The following is a 15,458-nucleotide window of genomic DNA, read 5'->3' on the forward strand; positions in this document are numbered from 1 at the left end:
GTGGCGGCGTCGTAGCACCGCTCAACGACAGCCGCTATGAGGTCAAAGAGAGGTACAAACAACTTCAACCAGCTGAATATACTGGGGTGAGTATATTTAAGAGCCCAGACTTTACGCGGACATTCGCCGTAAAATCACACATACTCCCCTTTATTGGCATAAATATTGGCACATATCATGGAAAAACGCAGTCTCGACGGCATTACCTTAGAGCAAATTCTTCACCGTCTGGTTGATCAGTACGGCTGGGAAGTATTAGGGCAAAAAATACCGGTGCGCTGCTTCATTTCTGATCCGAGTGTAAAATCGAGCCTGACATTTTTACGCAAAACGCCGTGGGCACGCGAAAAAGTTGAACAGCTATTTCTGCAATCCTGATCTGCGCTGACATTCGCGGCAAGCCGTGACACCCGCTGCACCTTCCCCGCCATCGGAAAAAAAGCCCTTGCCTGACAGAATTACTCAAGTTTGCTATACTTGATCAAAATGCTCAACAACTCAGGGCATTCAGGAATTTCTGTCTCAGGCACCAGGAGCTAGCGTATGCGCCTCACTACTAAAGGACGTTTTGCCGTTACGGCAATGATTGATCTGGCATTGCGTCAGGACAAGGGTCCTGTCACGCTCGCCGGTATCAGCCAACGTCAGGATATTTCCCTGTCGTATCTCGAACAACTGTTTGGCAAACTGCGTCGGCATGAAATCGTCGAATCAGTACGCGGCCCCGGCGGCGGCTATAACCTGGCCCGCAAAGCCCAACAAGTCACGGTCGCAGACATCATCATTGCCGTTGATGAACCGCTCGATGCCACGCAATGCGGCGGCAAAGGCAGTTGTCATGGCAGCGATCATGAAAATGGCCTGCACTGCATGACGCATGATTTATGGGCGACGCTGAACGCTAAAATGGTCGACTATCTTGACTCAGTTTCCCTGCAGGATCTGGTCAATCAGCAAAAACAGAAAATCTCGGAAAACCAGGTCATTGTTATGCGTCAGCCGCATGCCAATCACACTGCCACTTGAATATTTGGAGTCTTGAATGAATGCCCCTCTGGAACAAAGTCTGATCGACACGCTGAAAACACCACACTTTCCGATTTACATGGATTACTCGGCAACGACGCCGGTTGATCCGCGTGTCGCTGACAAGATGATTCCGTTTTTGCGCGCGCAATTCGGTAACCCAGCATCACGCAGTCATATGTATGGCTGGGATGCAGAAGCCGCAGTGGAAGAAGCACGTGCCAATGTCGCGGCACTGGTCAATGCTGATCCGCGCGAAATCATCTGGACATCCGGCGCGACGGAAAGTAACAACCTCGCTTTAAAAGGTGCAGCGCATTTCTACAAAGCCAAAGGCAAGCACATTATTACGGTGAAAACCGAGCACAAAGCCGTGCTCGATACAGTGCGCGAACTGGAACGCCAGGGTTTTGAAGCAACCTATCTGCAACCGCAGGACAATGGTCTGATCACGCTTGAGCAATTAAAAGCAGCCATCCGCCCAGACACGATTCTGGTCTCGGTGATGTGGGTGAATAATGAAATCGGTGTGGTTCAGCCGATTGCTGAAATCGGTGAACTGTGCCGCGAAAAAGGCATCGTTTTTCATTCCGACGCAGCCCAGGCAACCGGCAAAGTTGAGATCGATCTGGAGAAAGTCAAAGTCGATCTGGTGTCTTTTTCTGCGCACAAAACTTACGGCCCGAAAGGTATCGGCGCGTTATATATCCGCCGCAAACCGCGTGTGCGCCTTGAAGCGCAAATGCATGGTGGCGGTCATGAACGCGGCTTCCGTTCCGGCACACTGGCACCGCATCAATGCGTAGGCATGGGTGAAGCCTTCCGTATCGCGAAAGAAGAAATGCAAAGCGAGCTGGCACATGTACGTGCCATGCGTGATCGGCTGGCCAAAGGTCTCAATGAAATCGAGGAAACCTATGTGAATGGCGATATGGCGCACCGTGTTCCGCATAACCTGAACGTCAGCTTCAATTATGTTGAGGGCGAATCCCTGATCATGGCGGTCAAAGACATCGCCGTTTCGTCCGGTTCCGCATGCACTTCCGCAAGTCTGGAGCCATCGTATGTATTACGCGCACTTGGTCGCAGCGATGAACTTGCACACAGCTCGATACGCTTTACGATCGGCCGCTTCACTACTGAAGAAGACATTGATTTCGCGATCAATCTGCTGAAAACCAAAGTAGAAAAGCTGCGCGAATTATCACCACTGTGGGATATGTATAAAGAAGGCATCGATATCTCGACAATTCAGTGGGCAGCACACTAAGGCAGCACGTTCATTAACATATCCGGATTCTGGTGATATGGTTCACCAGAAAAACAGATAGTAAAAAATTCAGGAGCATCATCATGGCATACTCAGATAAAGTTTTAGATCATTACGAAAATCCACGCAACGTCGGCGCTTTTGAAAAAGGCGACGAAACCGTTGGTACCGGCATGGTTGGCGCACCTGCCTGCGGCGACGTCATGAAACTGCAAATTAAAGTCGGCGCGAATGGCGTGATTGAAGATGCAAAATTTAAAACCTATGGCTGCGGCTCTGCGATTGCCTCTTCTTCGCTCGTTACTGAATGGGTGAAAGGCAAAACGCTGGATCAGGCACTGGAAATTAAAAATACCGCGATTGCAGAAGAACTTGCTTTGCCGCCGGTCAAAATCCATTGTTCCATTCTGGCGGAAGATGCGATCAAAGCAGCAGTGCTGGATTACAAAAACAAGCACGGCGCACAATAAGCAGATCCGCAATACGTATCAATCAGTATCAACAAGGCAGCATCAGGCTTGACTAAAAATACGGCAGCGATGCTGCCGTAGAGATTGGAAATACCATGGCAATCACACTGACAGAAAAAGCAGCAAAACACGTTTCCCGCTATATGGAGCGTCGCGGCAAAGGCATAGGCCTGCGCTTTGGCGTACGCACGACCGGCTGTTCAGGTATGGCATACAAACTTGAATATGTGGATGAAGTCGGTAGTGATGATCAGATTTTCGAATCTCATGGCGTCAAAGTATTTGTCGATCCGAAAAGCCTGCCTTACATCGACGGTACCGAACTCGACTTCGCTCGCGAAGGTCTGAATGAAGGCTTCAAGTTTTACAATCCGAATGTCAAGGATGAATGTGGTTGCGGCGAAAGCTTCCGGATTTAAGGTTCAGCATGCAAAATCATTTTGAGCTGTTTCACCTGCCTCAACAGTTCGCGCTGGATAGCGCACAACTCGACCGCGCTTACCGCGAAGTCCAGAACACCGTTCATCCGGACAAGTTTGTGCAAGCCAGCGAAGCAGAAAAACGTGTCGCAATGCAATGGGCGACACGCGCCAACGAGGCTTATCAAACGCTGAAAAAGCCTCTGAAACGCGCAAGCTACCTCTGTCAGTTACAGGGGATAGATTTGCAGACAGAATCGAATACGAGTATGCCTCCCGCCTTCCTGATGCAACAAATGGAATGGCGCGAAGCGTTTGAAGATGCGCGTCATGCCAACGACATCAGTGCACTGATGGCACTTGAAAATGAACTACATGGCGCACTGAAATCAGAATTACAACAAGTTGGCTCAGCGCTTGACGCGCAGGACTACAAGGCTGCAACGCTGCACATACGCACCTGCATGTTCCTGGAAAAATTCATCGCCGACATTGCAGCGCTGGAAGACTGAATCCGAATAACTCCGCGCATGACTGCGCCCATCTGATGGCTTGCCATCCACGTAGATAACACCATGGCTTTACTGCAGATTTCCGAACCCGGCATGTCCACCGCTCCGCACCAGCACCGTCTGGCAGTCGGAATTGATCTTGGTACGACTAACTCTCTGGTCGCGACTGTACGCAACAGTATTCCCGAAGTATTGAATGATGAAGAAGGACGCCCTTTGCTGCCGTCTGTCGTCCGTTATCTTCCTAACGGTCATGCACATATCGGCTTTAAAGCACAGGCAGAACAAAGTAACGATCCGAAAAATACGATTGTCTCCGTCAAACGGTTTATGGGCCGCGGTCTGAAAGATATCGCTCACGCTGAGAGTCTGCCTTACGATTTTTTCGATGCCCCGGGCATGGTGCAGATCAACACGATCGCCGGCATTAAAAGTCCGGTCGAAGTATCCGCGCAGATTCTCGCCACACTGCGTCAGCAAGCCGAAGATGCACTGGGCGACGATCTGGTCGGTGCTGTCATTACCGTTCCTGCTTACTTTGATGATGCGCAACGGCAGGCAACCAAAGACGCCGCCAAACTCGCTGGTCTCAATGTATTGCGACTGCTGAATGAGCCAACCGCCGCTGCGATTGCATACGGTTTGGATAATGCATCGGAAGGTACTTACGCAGTCTATGATCTGGGCGGCGGGACTTTCGATATTTCGATACTGAAAATGAGCAAAGGCGTATTTGAAGTTTTATCGACCGGCGGCGATTCTGCTCTCGGCGGCGATGACTTTGATCATAGGCTGTTTTGCTGGATTTTGCAGGAATCGCAACTGGCCCCGTTATCTGACGAAGATACCAGCACGCTGATGATCAAGGCGCGCGAAGCCAAAGAAATTTTATCCAGCAAGACCAGCACGTATATCGACGCAAAACTGAATTCAGGCGAAAGCGTACATCTGCAGATCAGCGCCGCGCAGTTCGCAGAGATGACGCAGAATCTGGTACTGAAAACCATTACACCTTGCCGCAAAGCCTTACGCGATGCAGGTTTGTCGGCGGATGACATCGATGGCGTGGTACTGGTTGGCGGTGCGACACGTATGCCGCATGTACGTAAAGCAGTCGGCGAATTTTTCCATACGATGCCGCTGGCAAATATCGATCCGGACAAAGTCGTTGCTCTCGGTGCAGCAATACAGGCTAATCTGCTGGCCGGCAATCGCGCCCCCGGTGATGACTGGCTGCTGCTGGACGTGATTCCGCTGTCGCTGGGCGTGGAAACCATGGGCGGACTGGCAGAAAAAGTTATTCCCCGTAACTCCACCATTCCCTGTGCCCGCGCACAAGAATTCACGACATTCAAAGATGGCCAGACGGCAATGGCGATCCATGTCGTACAAGGCGAACGTGAACTGGTCAGCGACTGCCGCTCACTGGCGCGTTTTGAATTGCGTGGCATTCCGCCAATGGCGGCAGGTGCCGCACGTATCCGCATCACATATCAGGTAGATGCCGACGGATTACTTTCAGTTTCTGCACGCGAATTGCGCTCCGGCGTTGAGGCCAGCATTACCGTCAAACCGTCGTATGGCTTGGCCGATGACGACATCACACGCATGTTGCAGGATTCATTCAGTTCCGCAGATAAAGATATGCAGCAACGGGCATTGCGCGAAGAGCAGGTCGAGGCAGAAAGAATTTTGCTGGCAACCCAATCGGCATTAGAGGCCGATCGTCATCTGATTTCAGACGCTGAATACGATGCTATCTCGCAACTGATGCAACAAGTAAAACATCTTGCACAGCAAGACGACCACCAGGCTTTACATAACGCGATTACCGATCTGGCGCACGGTACCGAAGAGTTTGCGGCACGCCGCATGGATCAGAGCGTACGCTCTGCCCTGGCTGGAAAAACACTTGACGAGATCGCCTGATTTCCGCCGCATCGCCACTGGCCAACACTGACTAATACTGAGACTGACATGCCACAAATTACCGTTCTGCCCCACCCTCAACTTTGCCCCGAAGGTACCGTGATCGAAGTACCGGAAGGTAAATCCCTGTGTGAAGCCCTGGTTGAAAACGATGTTGAAATCGAACACGCATGTGAAATGTCATGCGCCTGCACCACATGCCACGTGGTCATACGCGAAGGCTTCCAGTCACTGAATGCATCGTCTGACGATGAAGAAGATTTACTCGATGCCGCATGGGGACTGGAAGCCACTTCCCGTCTGTCTTGTCAGGTGAAACTGGGCAAGCAGAACATCACGATAGAGATTCCGAAATACACGATCAATCACGCCCGCGAAAATCACTGAACAAGGTGGCCACCATGAAATGGTCTGAAATACATCGTATCGCCGAAGCTTTATACGATCAATATCCGGATGTTAACCCCCTGAGCTTAAGCTTCACTGACCTGCATAACCGCATCGTCGATCTTGCGGAGTTTGACGACGATCACGCGCGTGGCGGAGAAAAAGTTCTCGAAGCAATCCAGGCCGCCTGGATAGAAGAAGCCAAATAAAAAAGCTATTTGTTGCTATCTCAACGCAATGCATGTGGATTGCACAAACAATCACATGCATATCTTGCTCAAAAACAAAAAACCTCTTAATATTTCCCGATTGTCTACCGATTTGCCGATGCAGCATCCTGCATCTCCGGTCGCCCGGTTGACTCGTCTGACATTGTGCTCAGGATCAGTTCGCAGCAAGTACAACTGATCCCCCGGCATTCCACACAACTGTGACGTTCAAGGACATAGTAATGCGGTTTCGAAACTTTCTTTCTTCCATCCGCAGCCGCATCACCCTACGCCTTGCTATTATCCTCGCGGTCATCTTCGGTGTCGCAGTTCCCGCAGCCATTCTTGTTCCTTACCATCTGAGCACGATAGAAAACGCGGCAAGGATTCGCAATAACGAAGATCACAAGCGTCTGGTCGATATTCTGTCCGTCATTCTGAGTGAACCTTTGTGGCAAATCACGCCGGAGATCGCCAACATTTCCAGCGAAGTTGTTTATTCCGATCCGCGTGTTGCGAAGATCGAAGTCATCACCCTGCCCGATCGCAAAGAATTTATCAAGAACGACGTTCACATGCAAAGTCAGGTCGGCCCATTCACCAGCATGGTCCGCGAAATCAAGCACGGTGGCCAGGTCATCGGTGAAGTCAAACTGACGCTCGCTGAAGATTTATTGCGCGAAAGCCTGCGTTCTGATTTCCGTCGCTATGTGACAACTGCGGTGCTGTCGCTGGTACTGGCAATTGTGTTTATTCTGATGGTATTGCAGTGGCGTCTGGTCAAACCAGTGCGCTTACTGATGGATGAGTCTGACCGCCTCGCCAATGGCGAACTGAATGCACCGATCAACCTCAATCGCGAAGATGAGTTAGGTCACCTCGCGAACAGTCTGGAAATGACCCGTCAGGCGCTTAAACGCTCCTTTGGCGAACTCGAAATCAAAAACCAGCAATTACTGGAATACTCAGGCACGCTGGAATCCAAAGTACGGCAAAGAACGCAAGAACTGGAATCGGTTAACCGCAACCTTGAAGCTGCGCTGCACAACGTTAACACCGCGCAATCTGAGCTGGCGCGGGTAGAACGCATGGCAGCACTGGGTTCCATGGTCGCCGGGGTCGCGCATGAGCTGAATACTCCGCTGGGCAACTGCCTGCTGGTCGCCAGCACACTCGAAGAAGAAACCCGTCAGTTGCTGAAAATGGTGGAAGATAATCAGATTAGACGTTCCGACCTAACCCGTTATGCGACCACCGCACTGGATTCATCCAAACTGTTATTGCGCGGCTTACAGCAATCCGCGCATCTGGTCGGAGATTTCAAGCAGGTCGCAGTCGATCAGTCGAGCGCGCAACGGCGTACTTTTGGCCTGAAAGTCACACTGCAGGAATTATCTGCATTGCTGCATTCCAGTCTGCGCAAAACACCATTCACACTGGAGCTGGATATTCCTGACGATATCGAGCTCAATAGTTATCCGGGCTTACTGGGACAAGTCTTCAATAATCTCGTCAATAACTCCGTCATCCACGGTTTAGAAGGTCGCAGCCACGGCGTTATGCACTGCACTGCAGTCAAACAAGGTGAATTCGTCCTCATCATCTTCACCGATGATGGCAAGGGCATACCACCAGAAATTATCAACCGCATCTTTGAGCCGTTTTTCACCACCAAGTTTGGTCAGGGCGGCAGCGGTCTTGGCCTGAGCATCACGTTTAACATTATCACCAATGTACTTGGTGGCACGATTCATGTCTCGAGCAAACCGGATCAAGGTTCCCGCTTTGAAATCAGATTACCGCTGGTCGCACCGGGCGATAATCATTCCAACGATCCGCTGCTGACAGAGAGTTAATCCGGCTTAAAAATACTCCCCCCAGTATATAAAAAACCCCAATGCTGACGCTGAGATTCAGCCGGTTTTGCTAATTTATAGGGGGAGTATTAAAAATACTCGTTTTTCCCGCAGCGCAACACTTGCCGTATCGTATGCAGTGCAACAAATACTATTGTTCACACAACGACGCCTGCAGGCAGATGCCCGCCTGATGTATACTGCTGCCTCATTTCGTACAGTTTCACCCCATTTCTATGCGTCAATACCTCGAATTCATGCGTCACGTACGCGATCACGGAACAAAAAAAACTGACCGTACCGGTACCGGCACGGTGTCCGTTTTCGGCTATCAGATGCGTTTTGACCTGAATGAGGGTTTTCCGCTGGTCACAACAAAAAAACTGCATCTGAAATCCATCGTGCATGAGCTGATCTGGTTCCTGGCCGGGTCCACTAATATCAAGTATCTCAAAGACAATGGCGTTTCTATATGGGACGACTGGGCCGATGAGAATGGCGATCTCGGGCCTGTCTATGGCTCGCAATGGCGCAACTGGCCCACGCCGGACGGCCAGCATATCGATCAAATCCAGCAGCTGATCGAGCAAATCAAAAGCAATCCTGACTCGCGTCGTTTAGTCGTTTCGGCATGGAATGTGGCCGATATTCCACAAATGAAACTGCCGCCTTGCCATGCGCTGTTTCAGTTTTATGTCGCCGACGGCAAACTGTCTTGTCAGCTTTATCAGCGCAGCGCCGATATTTTCCTCGGGGTGCCGTTTAATATCGCCTCGTATGCCCTGCTGACGCACATGATTGCGCAGCAAACAGGTCTTGGTGTTGGCGACTTTATCTGGACCGGCGGTGATTGCCACTTGTATTCAAATCACATGGAACAGGTTGATTTGCAATTATCGCGTGCGCCGCTACCGTTGCCGCAGCTGGTCATTCAGCGCCAGCCAGCATCGATTTTCGATTACAAGTTTGAGGATTTCGAATTCCGCAACTACGAATTCCATCCGCATATCAAAGCACCGGTTGCGGTGTAAAAAAAGAAACGAAAGTCATCAGCATGTCATCCATGACCATTATCGTTGCCACGGATAGCCAGTCAGGCATAGGCATCAATAACGCCCTACCCTGGCATTTGCCGGAAGATCTGGCACATTTCAAACGGACAACCAGCGGTCATCCGATTATTATGGGACGCAAGACTTTTGAGTCCATCGGGCGACCACTGCCGAACCGGCGTAATATCGTCATCAGCCGCAATCCGGCGTGGCAGCATGAAGGAGTAGAAACCTATCCTTCGATAGAGGCGGCACAGGCGGCAACACATGGTCAGGATGCTTTCATCATCGGCGGTGCGCAAATTTATCAGCAGGCATTACCGCTCGCCGATAAATTGATCGTCACCGAAATCGGCCAGGCATTTGCCTGCGACGCTTTCTTTCCGGCGATAGCGCCAGAGGTATGGAAAGAAACGCAACGCGAAGAGCATTTTTCAGAACAAAAACAATTACATTACGCATTCGTTACATACGAAAAAATTTAAAGGGAAACACAATGTCAGGACACGGCTTTCACGTACACGGCCCACATGACCATGAATTAGAGCATGCAGCGCATGGTAACGATGATTTTGCCAGCCGTATTGCGGTCATGACCGCGATTATGGCAACCGTCGGCGCCTTGTTTGGTTACGAAGGTGGCGCTACACAAAATGACGCAGCCATGTTTAAAAATGAAGCAGCGATCAAAAAGACTGAAGCAGCGAACCAATGGAATTTTTATCAGTCAAAATCGAGTAAGCAAAATCTGGCTGAACTCGCCATGGTATTACCCGGTGCCGACGCAGAAAAATACAAAGCCAAGGTAGCCCGTTACGAAAGCGAGAAAGAAGCGATCAAGAAAGACGCGGAAAAACTCGAAGCAGAATCGAAAGAATGGGAAGAAAAATCAGAAAACGCCTTGCATCAGCACCATCGCTGGGCGCAGGCAATGACGGCGGTGCAGATTGCTATTTCGCTGGCCGCCATCACATTACTGACTAAAAAGAAATGGTTGCAATATGCATCGTATGGTGTGGCCGGTATTGGTGTAGCGCTTGCCGGGCTCGCCTGGTTTCATATTTAATATTGAGAGATCAGAATGAAAAAACTTTTTAGCCTTATTTTACTGGTCAGTGCCTGTTCAGCGCAGGCGCAGACAGCGGAATTCGTCAATCTGGTTCCTGAAGCGTATTTAGCGAAAGATGTGAACTTTTCCCTCGGCGGTGCCGTATTGTTCATCCCTAAATACAAAGGTTCCGATGAACACCGCGTTGCCGCTTATCCCCTGTTCGACGCACAATGGAAAAATGGCGCGTTTTTCAGCGCATTCAACGGCCTGGGCTATAACTTCTCTAAAAACGCCAGCTTGCAATATGGCCTGCGCATGTCGCTGGAAGCTGCGCGTGACGAATCCCGTTCTGGCAAATTGCGTGGACTCGGCGACGTCAGCACCGCGCTGGAACCCGGCGCATTCCTGAATTACTCGTTCAATCCGAATTATTCTCTGGTGTCGTCGTTACGCTATGGTTCCGGCGTCGATCATAATGGCTTGCAAGTCAGCCTCGGTGCCCGTGCAACAACCGCGCTCAACAAAGATCACCGGATCTCAGCCAGCATCGGTGCAAACTGGGCTAATAGTCATTATGCACAATCCTATTTCGGCGTGAATGCACGTCAGTCGGCTGCCAGCGGTTATGCGCAATTCACGCCTTCCGCCGGTATCACCGATGTCCGCCTTGGTGCGAGCTGGCACTGGACTATCGATACCAACTGGTCGCTGACGACCGGCGCCTCCATCAGCCGCTTGTCTGGCGATGCAGCGAAAAGTCCGTTCGTTTTTGACAAAACACCGGTCACCGTCTTCTCTGCGGCAAGTTATCGCTTCTGAGTCATACGCATGCTGACCGCGAAAGTGAGTATCGCCAGCGGTACTCACTTTTTTGTTTTTATATAGCGTTTTTAATCAGGAAAACGCGCCTCAATTAGCTTTTTTAACATCAAAAAATAGCGATATTCCGCAGTAAATGACAATCCCGTGAAATTACACTCCGATTGCTTAAAATCACTGTTTTTTTTCACATAACGGACCACATATCTGAGAGAATTCGCTTCTTTGAATTTTTCGGCGCGCAAGCGGTTGATTTAACTTGCCCAGGCGTCTCCCCAGTACCAGGCTTTTTTGGAGACCTCAATGAAATTCCGCTTCCCCATCGTCATCATTGACGAAGACTTCCGTTCTGAAAACACCTCAGGTCTCGGCATTCGCGCGCTCGCCGATGCGATCGAAACTGAGGGCATGGAAGTGCTGGGTGTGACCAGCTATGGCGATTTATCCCAGTTTGCGCAACAGCAATCGCGCGCGTCTGCCTTCATACTCTCGATTGATGATGAAGAATTTGGCGGCGGTACTGACGAAGAAACCGATTACGCGCTGAAATCGCTGCGCGCCTTCGTCGAAGAAATCCGCTACAAAAATGCGGATATCCCGATTTATCTGTACGGCGAGACCCGCACGTCGCGCCATATTCCGAATGATATTCTGCGCGAATTACATGGCTTCATTCATATGTTTGAAGACACGCCCGAATTCGTCGCGCGCCACATCATCCGTGAAGCAAAATCGTATCTGGATAGTCTGGCGCCACCATTCTTCCGCGCGCTGGTGCATTATGCGAATGATGGTTCATATTCGTGGCACTGCCCGGGTCACTCCGGCGGCGTAGCGTTTTTAAAATCACCGATCGGCCAGATGTTTCATCAGTTTTTTGGTGAAAACATGCTGCGTGCAGACGTCTGTAACGCGGTGGAAGAACTCGGTCAGTTGCTCGATCATACCGGCCCGGTGGCTGCTTCTGAAAGGAATGCCGCACGCATTTTCAATGCTGATCACTGCTACTTCGTCACTAACGGCACCTCGACCTCGAACAAGATGGTATGGCATTCCACTGTCGCGCCCGGCGACATCGTGGTCGTTGACCGCAACTGCCATAAATCGATTTTGCATTCGATTATTATGTGCGGCGCAATTCCGGTCTTCCTGATGCCGACCCGTAATCACCTTGGCATTATTGGCCCGATTCCGCTGGAAGAATTCAGCATGGAAAGCATACGTCGCAAAATCGAGGCGAACCCGTTTGCACGCGAAGCTAAAAATAAGAAGCCACGTATTCTGACCATCACACAATCGACTTACGATGGTGTGCTGTACAACGTTGAAGTGCTGAAAGACTTGCTGGATGGCGAAATCGACACGCTGCATTTCGACGAAGCCTGGTTGCCACATGCGACCTTCCATGAGTTCTACAAAGACATGCATGCGATAGGCAAAGACAGGCCACGCGCTAAGCAATCGATGATTTTCTCTACGCAATCGACACACAAATTGCTGGCAGGGATTTCTCAGGCATCGCAAATTCTGGTGCGCGAATCGCAGACCGTTAAACTGGATCGCGACAGCTTCAATGAAGCTTACCTGATGCATACCTCAACCTCGCCGCAGTACTCCATCATCGCCTCATGCGACGTCGCTGCAGCCATGATGGAAGCACCGGGCGGCACTGCACTGGTAGAAGAGTCAATTCTGGAAGCACTGGATTTCCGCCGTGCGATGCGTAAAGTCGATCAGGAATGGGGCAAAGACTGGTGGTTCCAGGTATGGGGACCGGAAGAATTTGCAGACGATGGTATAGGCTCGCGTGAAGACTGGGTGATCCGTGCGGAAGACAACTGGCATGGTTTCGGCAACCTCGCATCGGGCTTCAACATGCTCGATCCGATCAAGGCAACCATTGTCACCCCGGGCTTGTCGCTGGAAGGTAAATTTGGCGACACCGGTATCCCGGCGTCCATCGTGACCAAGTATCTGGCGGAACACGGCGTCATTGTTGAAAAATGCGGACTGTATTCCTTCTTCATCATGTTTACCATCGGCATTACCAAAGGCCGATGGAACACATTGCTGACAGCATTGCAGCAATTCAAAGATGACTACGACAAAAACCAGCCTATCTGGCGCATTTTGCCTGAGTTTGCGGCAGCAAATCCACGCTATGAAGGTGCCGGACTCAAAGACCTTTGCCAAGGTATTCATGAAGCCTACAAAGGTCATGATGTCGCCCGTCTGACCACGGAAATGTATCTGTCTGATATGCAACCGGCGATGAAACCATCCGATGCGTTTGCGATGATGGCGCACCGGGAAATTGAACGCGTCTCCATCGATGAACTGGAAGGACGTGTCACCGCGATTCTGCTGACACCGTATCCACCGGGTATTCCGCTGCTGATTCCGGGCGAGCGTTTCAACCGCACCATCGTTGATTATCTGCGTTTCGTCCGCGACTTCAATGAGCGTTTCCCTGGTTTTGAAACAGATTGCCATGGACTGGTCAAAGCGGAGATGGATGGCAAACTCGGTTACTTTGTTGACTGCGTGAAACTTGGTGCAGAAAACACCAAATAAGCCTCACTCCGGTTCTGATACAACAGCAAAAGCGCCTGAAAATCTTTCAATTTTCAGGCGCTTGCTTTATTGTTACAAGCAATCATGCAACACCGGAATAACTGTACGGTCTGGCAGTAAAAAAACAGTCGGAAGCCCTGATCTCTGGTCAGCCTGCCGTCGACAAGTGAATAACAATGCGCTGCGGCCAATTGATGGAAAAAACAGATGGGTGAAATCCAAGGATTAATGTCTCTGAAACACGCCGACGTCAGTGTTGGTCAGACCATTCACTGGCCCATATACAATGAGGCAGGTCAGATACTGTTTAAATCAGGCGTCCATGTCACGGATCAGCAGCAGCTGAATCATCTGTTAGAAGTCGGCTACTGTGATGCGAATCATTTGTGGGACAGTATTCCGTCAAAACTACCCAGCCTCGAGCAACTCAGCACCAAAACCACACCAGATACGACATCAAAGCCTGCCGAGCTCAATAAGGAAAGCATCGTTGAGCTCGACAGCGTACGCTGGGCAGTCGGCGAAGTGTTTCATCTGCAAACTCACGATCAGGCAGCGACCCGTTACACGGTCAGACTGATAGGCTATGTGAAAAATAAATCACTGCTCGTCACGGCACCGACGATCGACGGAAGAGCTGCATCAATACGGGAAGGACAAGCGTTTATCATCCGCGCGTTCCCAGGTAAAAAAGCCTACGCATTCACTGCCAACCTGATCAAATATGTCTACACACCCTTTTCTTATCTGCATCTGAGCTATCCGAAACAAGTCCGCTCGACAACCATCCGTCAAGGTGCAAGGGCAACGGTCAGGATCATTGCATCCATCACGATCGGTCATCCGGAGCAGACTGCCGCCGCCACGCTGGGAGATATCAGCATGGGGGGAACCTCCGGGATATTGAAAAAATCCATAGGAAAAAAAGGCGATACAGGTGTCATCAAATTCAAAGTGAATGCCGCCGGTAACGATGAATATCTGGTACTGGACGTGATACTGCGCTCAGTGGCCACCACGGAAACAGGCGACGAATTCCGCCTCGGTTTTGAGTTCATTAACCTGACACCGCAATCCCGATTGATTCTGTCGGCATTCGTGCATCAGACACTCGCCGAAATGGATTAAAGCACGAGAAAAAATGCGTCAGCAAATAAAAACGGACGGCAAATTCGCCGTCCGTTTTCTTATCTGCAACAATCTGAAATTTAGCGCATCAGGTTTTCGGCAAGGTCACGCCATACTGCCCCTGATATTTGCCGCCACGATCTTTATACGAAGTCTCACAGACTTCGTCGCTTTCGAAAAACAAGACCTGCGCACAACCTTCGCCGGCATAAATCTTGGCTGGCAACGGTGTCGTGTTAGAAAATTCCAGCGTCACATAACCTTCCCATTCAGGCTCAAACGGCGTCACGTTAACGATAATCCCACAGCGCGCGTAGGTTGATTTACCGAGGCAAATCGTCAGTACATTACGCGGAATACGGAAATATTCCATGGTTCTTGCCAGCGCAAAAGAGTTCGGCGGAATAATGCAGACATCGCCTTTGAAATCGACAAATGATTTTTCATCGAAATTTTTCGGATCGACGATGGTGCTGTTGATATTGGTGAAGATTTTGAATTCGTCGGCGCAACGGATATCGTAGCCATACGATGAAGTGCCGTAGCTGACGATACGCTGACCATCGCGTTCACGTACCTGACCAGCCTCAAACGGCTCGATCATATTCATCGACTCCGCCATGCGGCGTATCCATTTATCTGATTTGATACTCATGCAAAATCTCCTGCCCGATTAATATTGGGTGGAATTCTACGCGAAATCGCTCCGTGCATTAAGCTTATTACGCAGCTTATTACATACCCAGCGCTGCAGAA

17 protein-coding genes are annotated in these 15,458 nt (G+C 50.4%); 16 read left to right on the forward strand and 1 reads right to left on the reverse strand.

Annotated features, from left to right (window positions below; translation table 11 throughout):
* The first annotated feature begins 177 nt into the window (after positions 1–177).
* From ACPAOP_RS09505 to ACPAOP_RS09580, 16 genes are all read left to right on the forward strand, one after another.
* Positions 178–378 (forward strand): VF530 family DNA-binding protein, encoded by a 201-nt coding sequence (locus ACPAOP_RS09505; RefSeq protein ID WP_423707783.1) that lies wholly within the window; start codon positions 178–180, stop codon positions 376–378.
* A gap of 165 nt (positions 379–543) precedes the next feature.
* The gene (iscR, locus tag ACPAOP_RS09510) at positions 544–1,026 is read left to right on the forward strand and encodes a Fe-S cluster assembly transcriptional regulator IscR (RefSeq protein WP_423681996.1); all 483 of its coding nucleotides are present in this window, start codon (positions 544–546) and stop codon (positions 1,024–1,026) included.
* Positions 1,027–1,042: 16 nt separating this feature from the next.
* The gene (locus tag ACPAOP_RS09515) at positions 1,043–2,296 is read left to right on the forward strand and encodes an IscS subfamily cysteine desulfurase (protein WP_423707784.1); all 1,254 of its coding nucleotides are present in this window, start codon (positions 1,043–1,045) and stop codon (positions 2,294–2,296) included.
* Between the two features lie 83 nt (positions 2,297–2,379).
* Positions 2,380–2,766: a Fe-S cluster assembly scaffold IscU gene (gene iscU, locus ACPAOP_RS09520; RefSeq protein WP_423707785.1), complete on the forward strand. Its 387-nt coding sequence runs from the start codon at positions 2,380–2,382 to the stop codon at positions 2,764–2,766.
* A gap of 95 nt (positions 2,767–2,861) precedes the next feature.
* On the forward strand, positions 2,862–3,185 hold the full coding sequence (gene iscA / locus ACPAOP_RS09525; protein WP_423681993.1) for an iron-sulfur cluster assembly protein IscA: 324 nt from the start codon (positions 2,862–2,864) through the stop codon (positions 3,183–3,185).
* An 8-nt stretch (positions 3,186–3,193) separates the two neighbouring features.
* Entirely contained in the window at positions 3,194–3,697 is a 504-nt protein-coding gene (gene hscB / locus ACPAOP_RS09530; RefSeq protein ID WP_423707786.1) for a Fe-S protein assembly co-chaperone HscB, read from the forward strand.
* A gap of 63 nt (positions 3,698–3,760) precedes the next feature.
* Complete coding sequence (hscA, locus tag ACPAOP_RS09535) at positions 3,761–5,626, forward strand: Fe-S protein assembly chaperone HscA (protein WP_423707787.1); 1,866 nt, start codon at positions 3,761–3,763, stop codon at positions 5,624–5,626.
* Between the two features lie 48 nt (positions 5,627–5,674).
* Entirely contained in the window at positions 5,675–6,013 is a 339-nt protein-coding gene (gene fdx / locus ACPAOP_RS09540) for an ISC system 2Fe-2S type ferredoxin (protein ID WP_423681988.1), read from the forward strand.
* 14 nt (positions 6,014–6,027) lie between these two features.
* Positions 6,028–6,222, forward strand: a complete 195-nt coding sequence (gene iscX / locus ACPAOP_RS09545) for a Fe-S cluster assembly protein IscX (RefSeq protein WP_423681987.1) — start codon at positions 6,028–6,030, stop codon at positions 6,220–6,222.
* A 242-nt stretch (positions 6,223–6,464) separates the two neighbouring features.
* A complete protein-coding gene (locus tag ACPAOP_RS09550; RefSeq protein ID WP_423707788.1) occupies positions 6,465–8,078 on the forward strand; it encodes a sensor histidine kinase in 1,614 nt (537 codons plus the stop codon).
* Positions 8,079–8,314: 236 nt separating this feature from the next.
* Positions 8,315–9,109 carry a thymidylate synthase gene (locus ACPAOP_RS09555; protein WP_423681984.1) on the forward strand — a complete coding sequence of 265 codons (795 nt, stop codon included), beginning with the start codon at positions 8,315–8,317 and terminating at the stop codon, positions 9,107–9,109.
* Between the two features lie 23 nt (positions 9,110–9,132).
* Positions 9,133–9,615 carry a dihydrofolate reductase gene (locus ACPAOP_RS09560; protein WP_423681983.1) on the forward strand — a complete coding sequence of 161 codons (483 nt, stop codon included), beginning with the start codon at positions 9,133–9,135 and terminating at the stop codon, positions 9,613–9,615.
* An 11-nt stretch (positions 9,616–9,626) separates the two neighbouring features.
* On the forward strand, positions 9,627–10,196 hold the full coding sequence (locus ACPAOP_RS09565; RefSeq protein WP_186883607.1) for a DUF4337 domain-containing protein: 570 nt from the start codon (positions 9,627–9,629) through the stop codon (positions 10,194–10,196).
* A gap of 15 nt (positions 10,197–10,211) precedes the next feature.
* Complete coding sequence (locus ACPAOP_RS09570; RefSeq protein WP_423707789.1) at positions 10,212–11,000, forward strand: MipA/OmpV family protein; 789 nt, start codon at positions 10,212–10,214, stop codon at positions 10,998–11,000.
* Positions 11,001–11,303: 303 nt separating this feature from the next.
* Positions 11,304–13,574 (forward strand): Orn/Lys/Arg decarboxylase N-terminal domain-containing protein, encoded by a 2,271-nt coding sequence (locus ACPAOP_RS09575; RefSeq protein WP_423681978.1) that lies wholly within the window; start codon positions 11,304–11,306, stop codon positions 13,572–13,574.
* A 207-nt stretch (positions 13,575–13,781) separates the two neighbouring features.
* Positions 13,782–14,702 (forward strand): flagellar brake protein, encoded by a 921-nt coding sequence (locus tag ACPAOP_RS09580; protein ID WP_423707790.1) that lies wholly within the window; start codon positions 13,782–13,784, stop codon positions 14,700–14,702.
* A gap of 88 nt (positions 14,703–14,790) precedes the next feature.
* Here the strand turns inward: ACPAOP_RS09580 and dcd are convergent, their stop codons facing one another.
* Positions 14,791–15,357: a dCTP deaminase gene (dcd, locus tag ACPAOP_RS09585; protein ID WP_423681975.1), complete on the reverse strand. Its 567-nt coding sequence runs from the start codon at positions 15,355–15,357 to the stop codon at positions 14,791–14,793.
* Between the last annotated feature and the right edge of the window lie 101 nt (positions 15,358–15,458).

The organism is Undibacterium sp. WLX3042, assembly GCF_049544825.1.
Classification (GTDB): domain Bacteria; phylum Pseudomonadota; class Gammaproteobacteria; order Burkholderiales; family Burkholderiaceae_D; genus Undibacterium.

What these genes read in the sequence shown, in the direction of transcription:
- ACPAOP_RS09505 (WP_423707783.1), top strand. Translation starts at nt 178, where the DNA reads ATGGAAAAACGCAGTCTCGACGGCATTACCTTAGAGCAAATTCTTCAC.
- iscR (WP_423681996.1), top strand. Translation starts at nt 544, where the DNA reads ATGCGCCTCACTACTAAAGGACGTTTTGCCGTTACGGCAATGATTGAT.
- ACPAOP_RS09515 (WP_423707784.1), top strand. Translation starts at nt 1,043, where the DNA reads ATGAATGCCCCTCTGGAACAAAGTCTGATCGACACGCTGAAAACACCA.
- iscU (WP_423707785.1), top strand. Translation starts at nt 2,380, where the DNA reads ATGGCATACTCAGATAAAGTTTTAGATCATTACGAAAATCCACGCAAC.
- iscA (WP_423681993.1), top strand. Translation starts at nt 2,862, where the DNA reads ATGGCAATCACACTGACAGAAAAAGCAGCAAAACACGTTTCCCGCTAT.
- hscB (WP_423707786.1), top strand. Translation starts at nt 3,194, where the DNA reads ATGCAAAATCATTTTGAGCTGTTTCACCTGCCTCAACAGTTCGCGCTG.
- hscA (WP_423707787.1), top strand. Translation starts at nt 3,761, where the DNA reads ATGGCTTTACTGCAGATTTCCGAACCCGGCATGTCCACCGCTCCGCAC.
- fdx (WP_423681988.1), top strand. Translation starts at nt 5,675, where the DNA reads ATGCCACAAATTACCGTTCTGCCCCACCCTCAACTTTGCCCCGAAGGT.
- iscX (WP_423681987.1), top strand. Translation starts at nt 6,028, where the DNA reads ATGAAATGGTCTGAAATACATCGTATCGCCGAAGCTTTATACGATCAA.
- ACPAOP_RS09550 (WP_423707788.1), top strand. Translation starts at nt 6,465, where the DNA reads ATGCGGTTTCGAAACTTTCTTTCTTCCATCCGCAGCCGCATCACCCTA.
- ACPAOP_RS09555 (WP_423681984.1), top strand. Translation starts at nt 8,315, where the DNA reads ATGCGTCAATACCTCGAATTCATGCGTCACGTACGCGATCACGGAACA.
- ACPAOP_RS09560 (WP_423681983.1), top strand. Translation starts at nt 9,133, where the DNA reads ATGTCATCCATGACCATTATCGTTGCCACGGATAGCCAGTCAGGCATA.
- ACPAOP_RS09565 (WP_186883607.1), top strand. Translation starts at nt 9,627, where the DNA reads ATGTCAGGACACGGCTTTCACGTACACGGCCCACATGACCATGAATTA.
- ACPAOP_RS09570 (WP_423707789.1), top strand. Translation starts at nt 10,212, where the DNA reads ATGAAAAAACTTTTTAGCCTTATTTTACTGGTCAGTGCCTGTTCAGCG.
- ACPAOP_RS09575 (WP_423681978.1), top strand. Translation starts at nt 11,304, where the DNA reads ATGAAATTCCGCTTCCCCATCGTCATCATTGACGAAGACTTCCGTTCT.
- ACPAOP_RS09580 (WP_423707790.1), top strand. Translation starts at nt 13,782, where the DNA reads ATGGGTGAAATCCAAGGATTAATGTCTCTGAAACACGCCGACGTCAGT.
- dcd (WP_423681975.1), bottom strand. Translation starts at nt 15,357, where the DNA reads ATGAGTATCAAATCAGATAAATGGATACGCCGCATGGCGGAGTCGATG.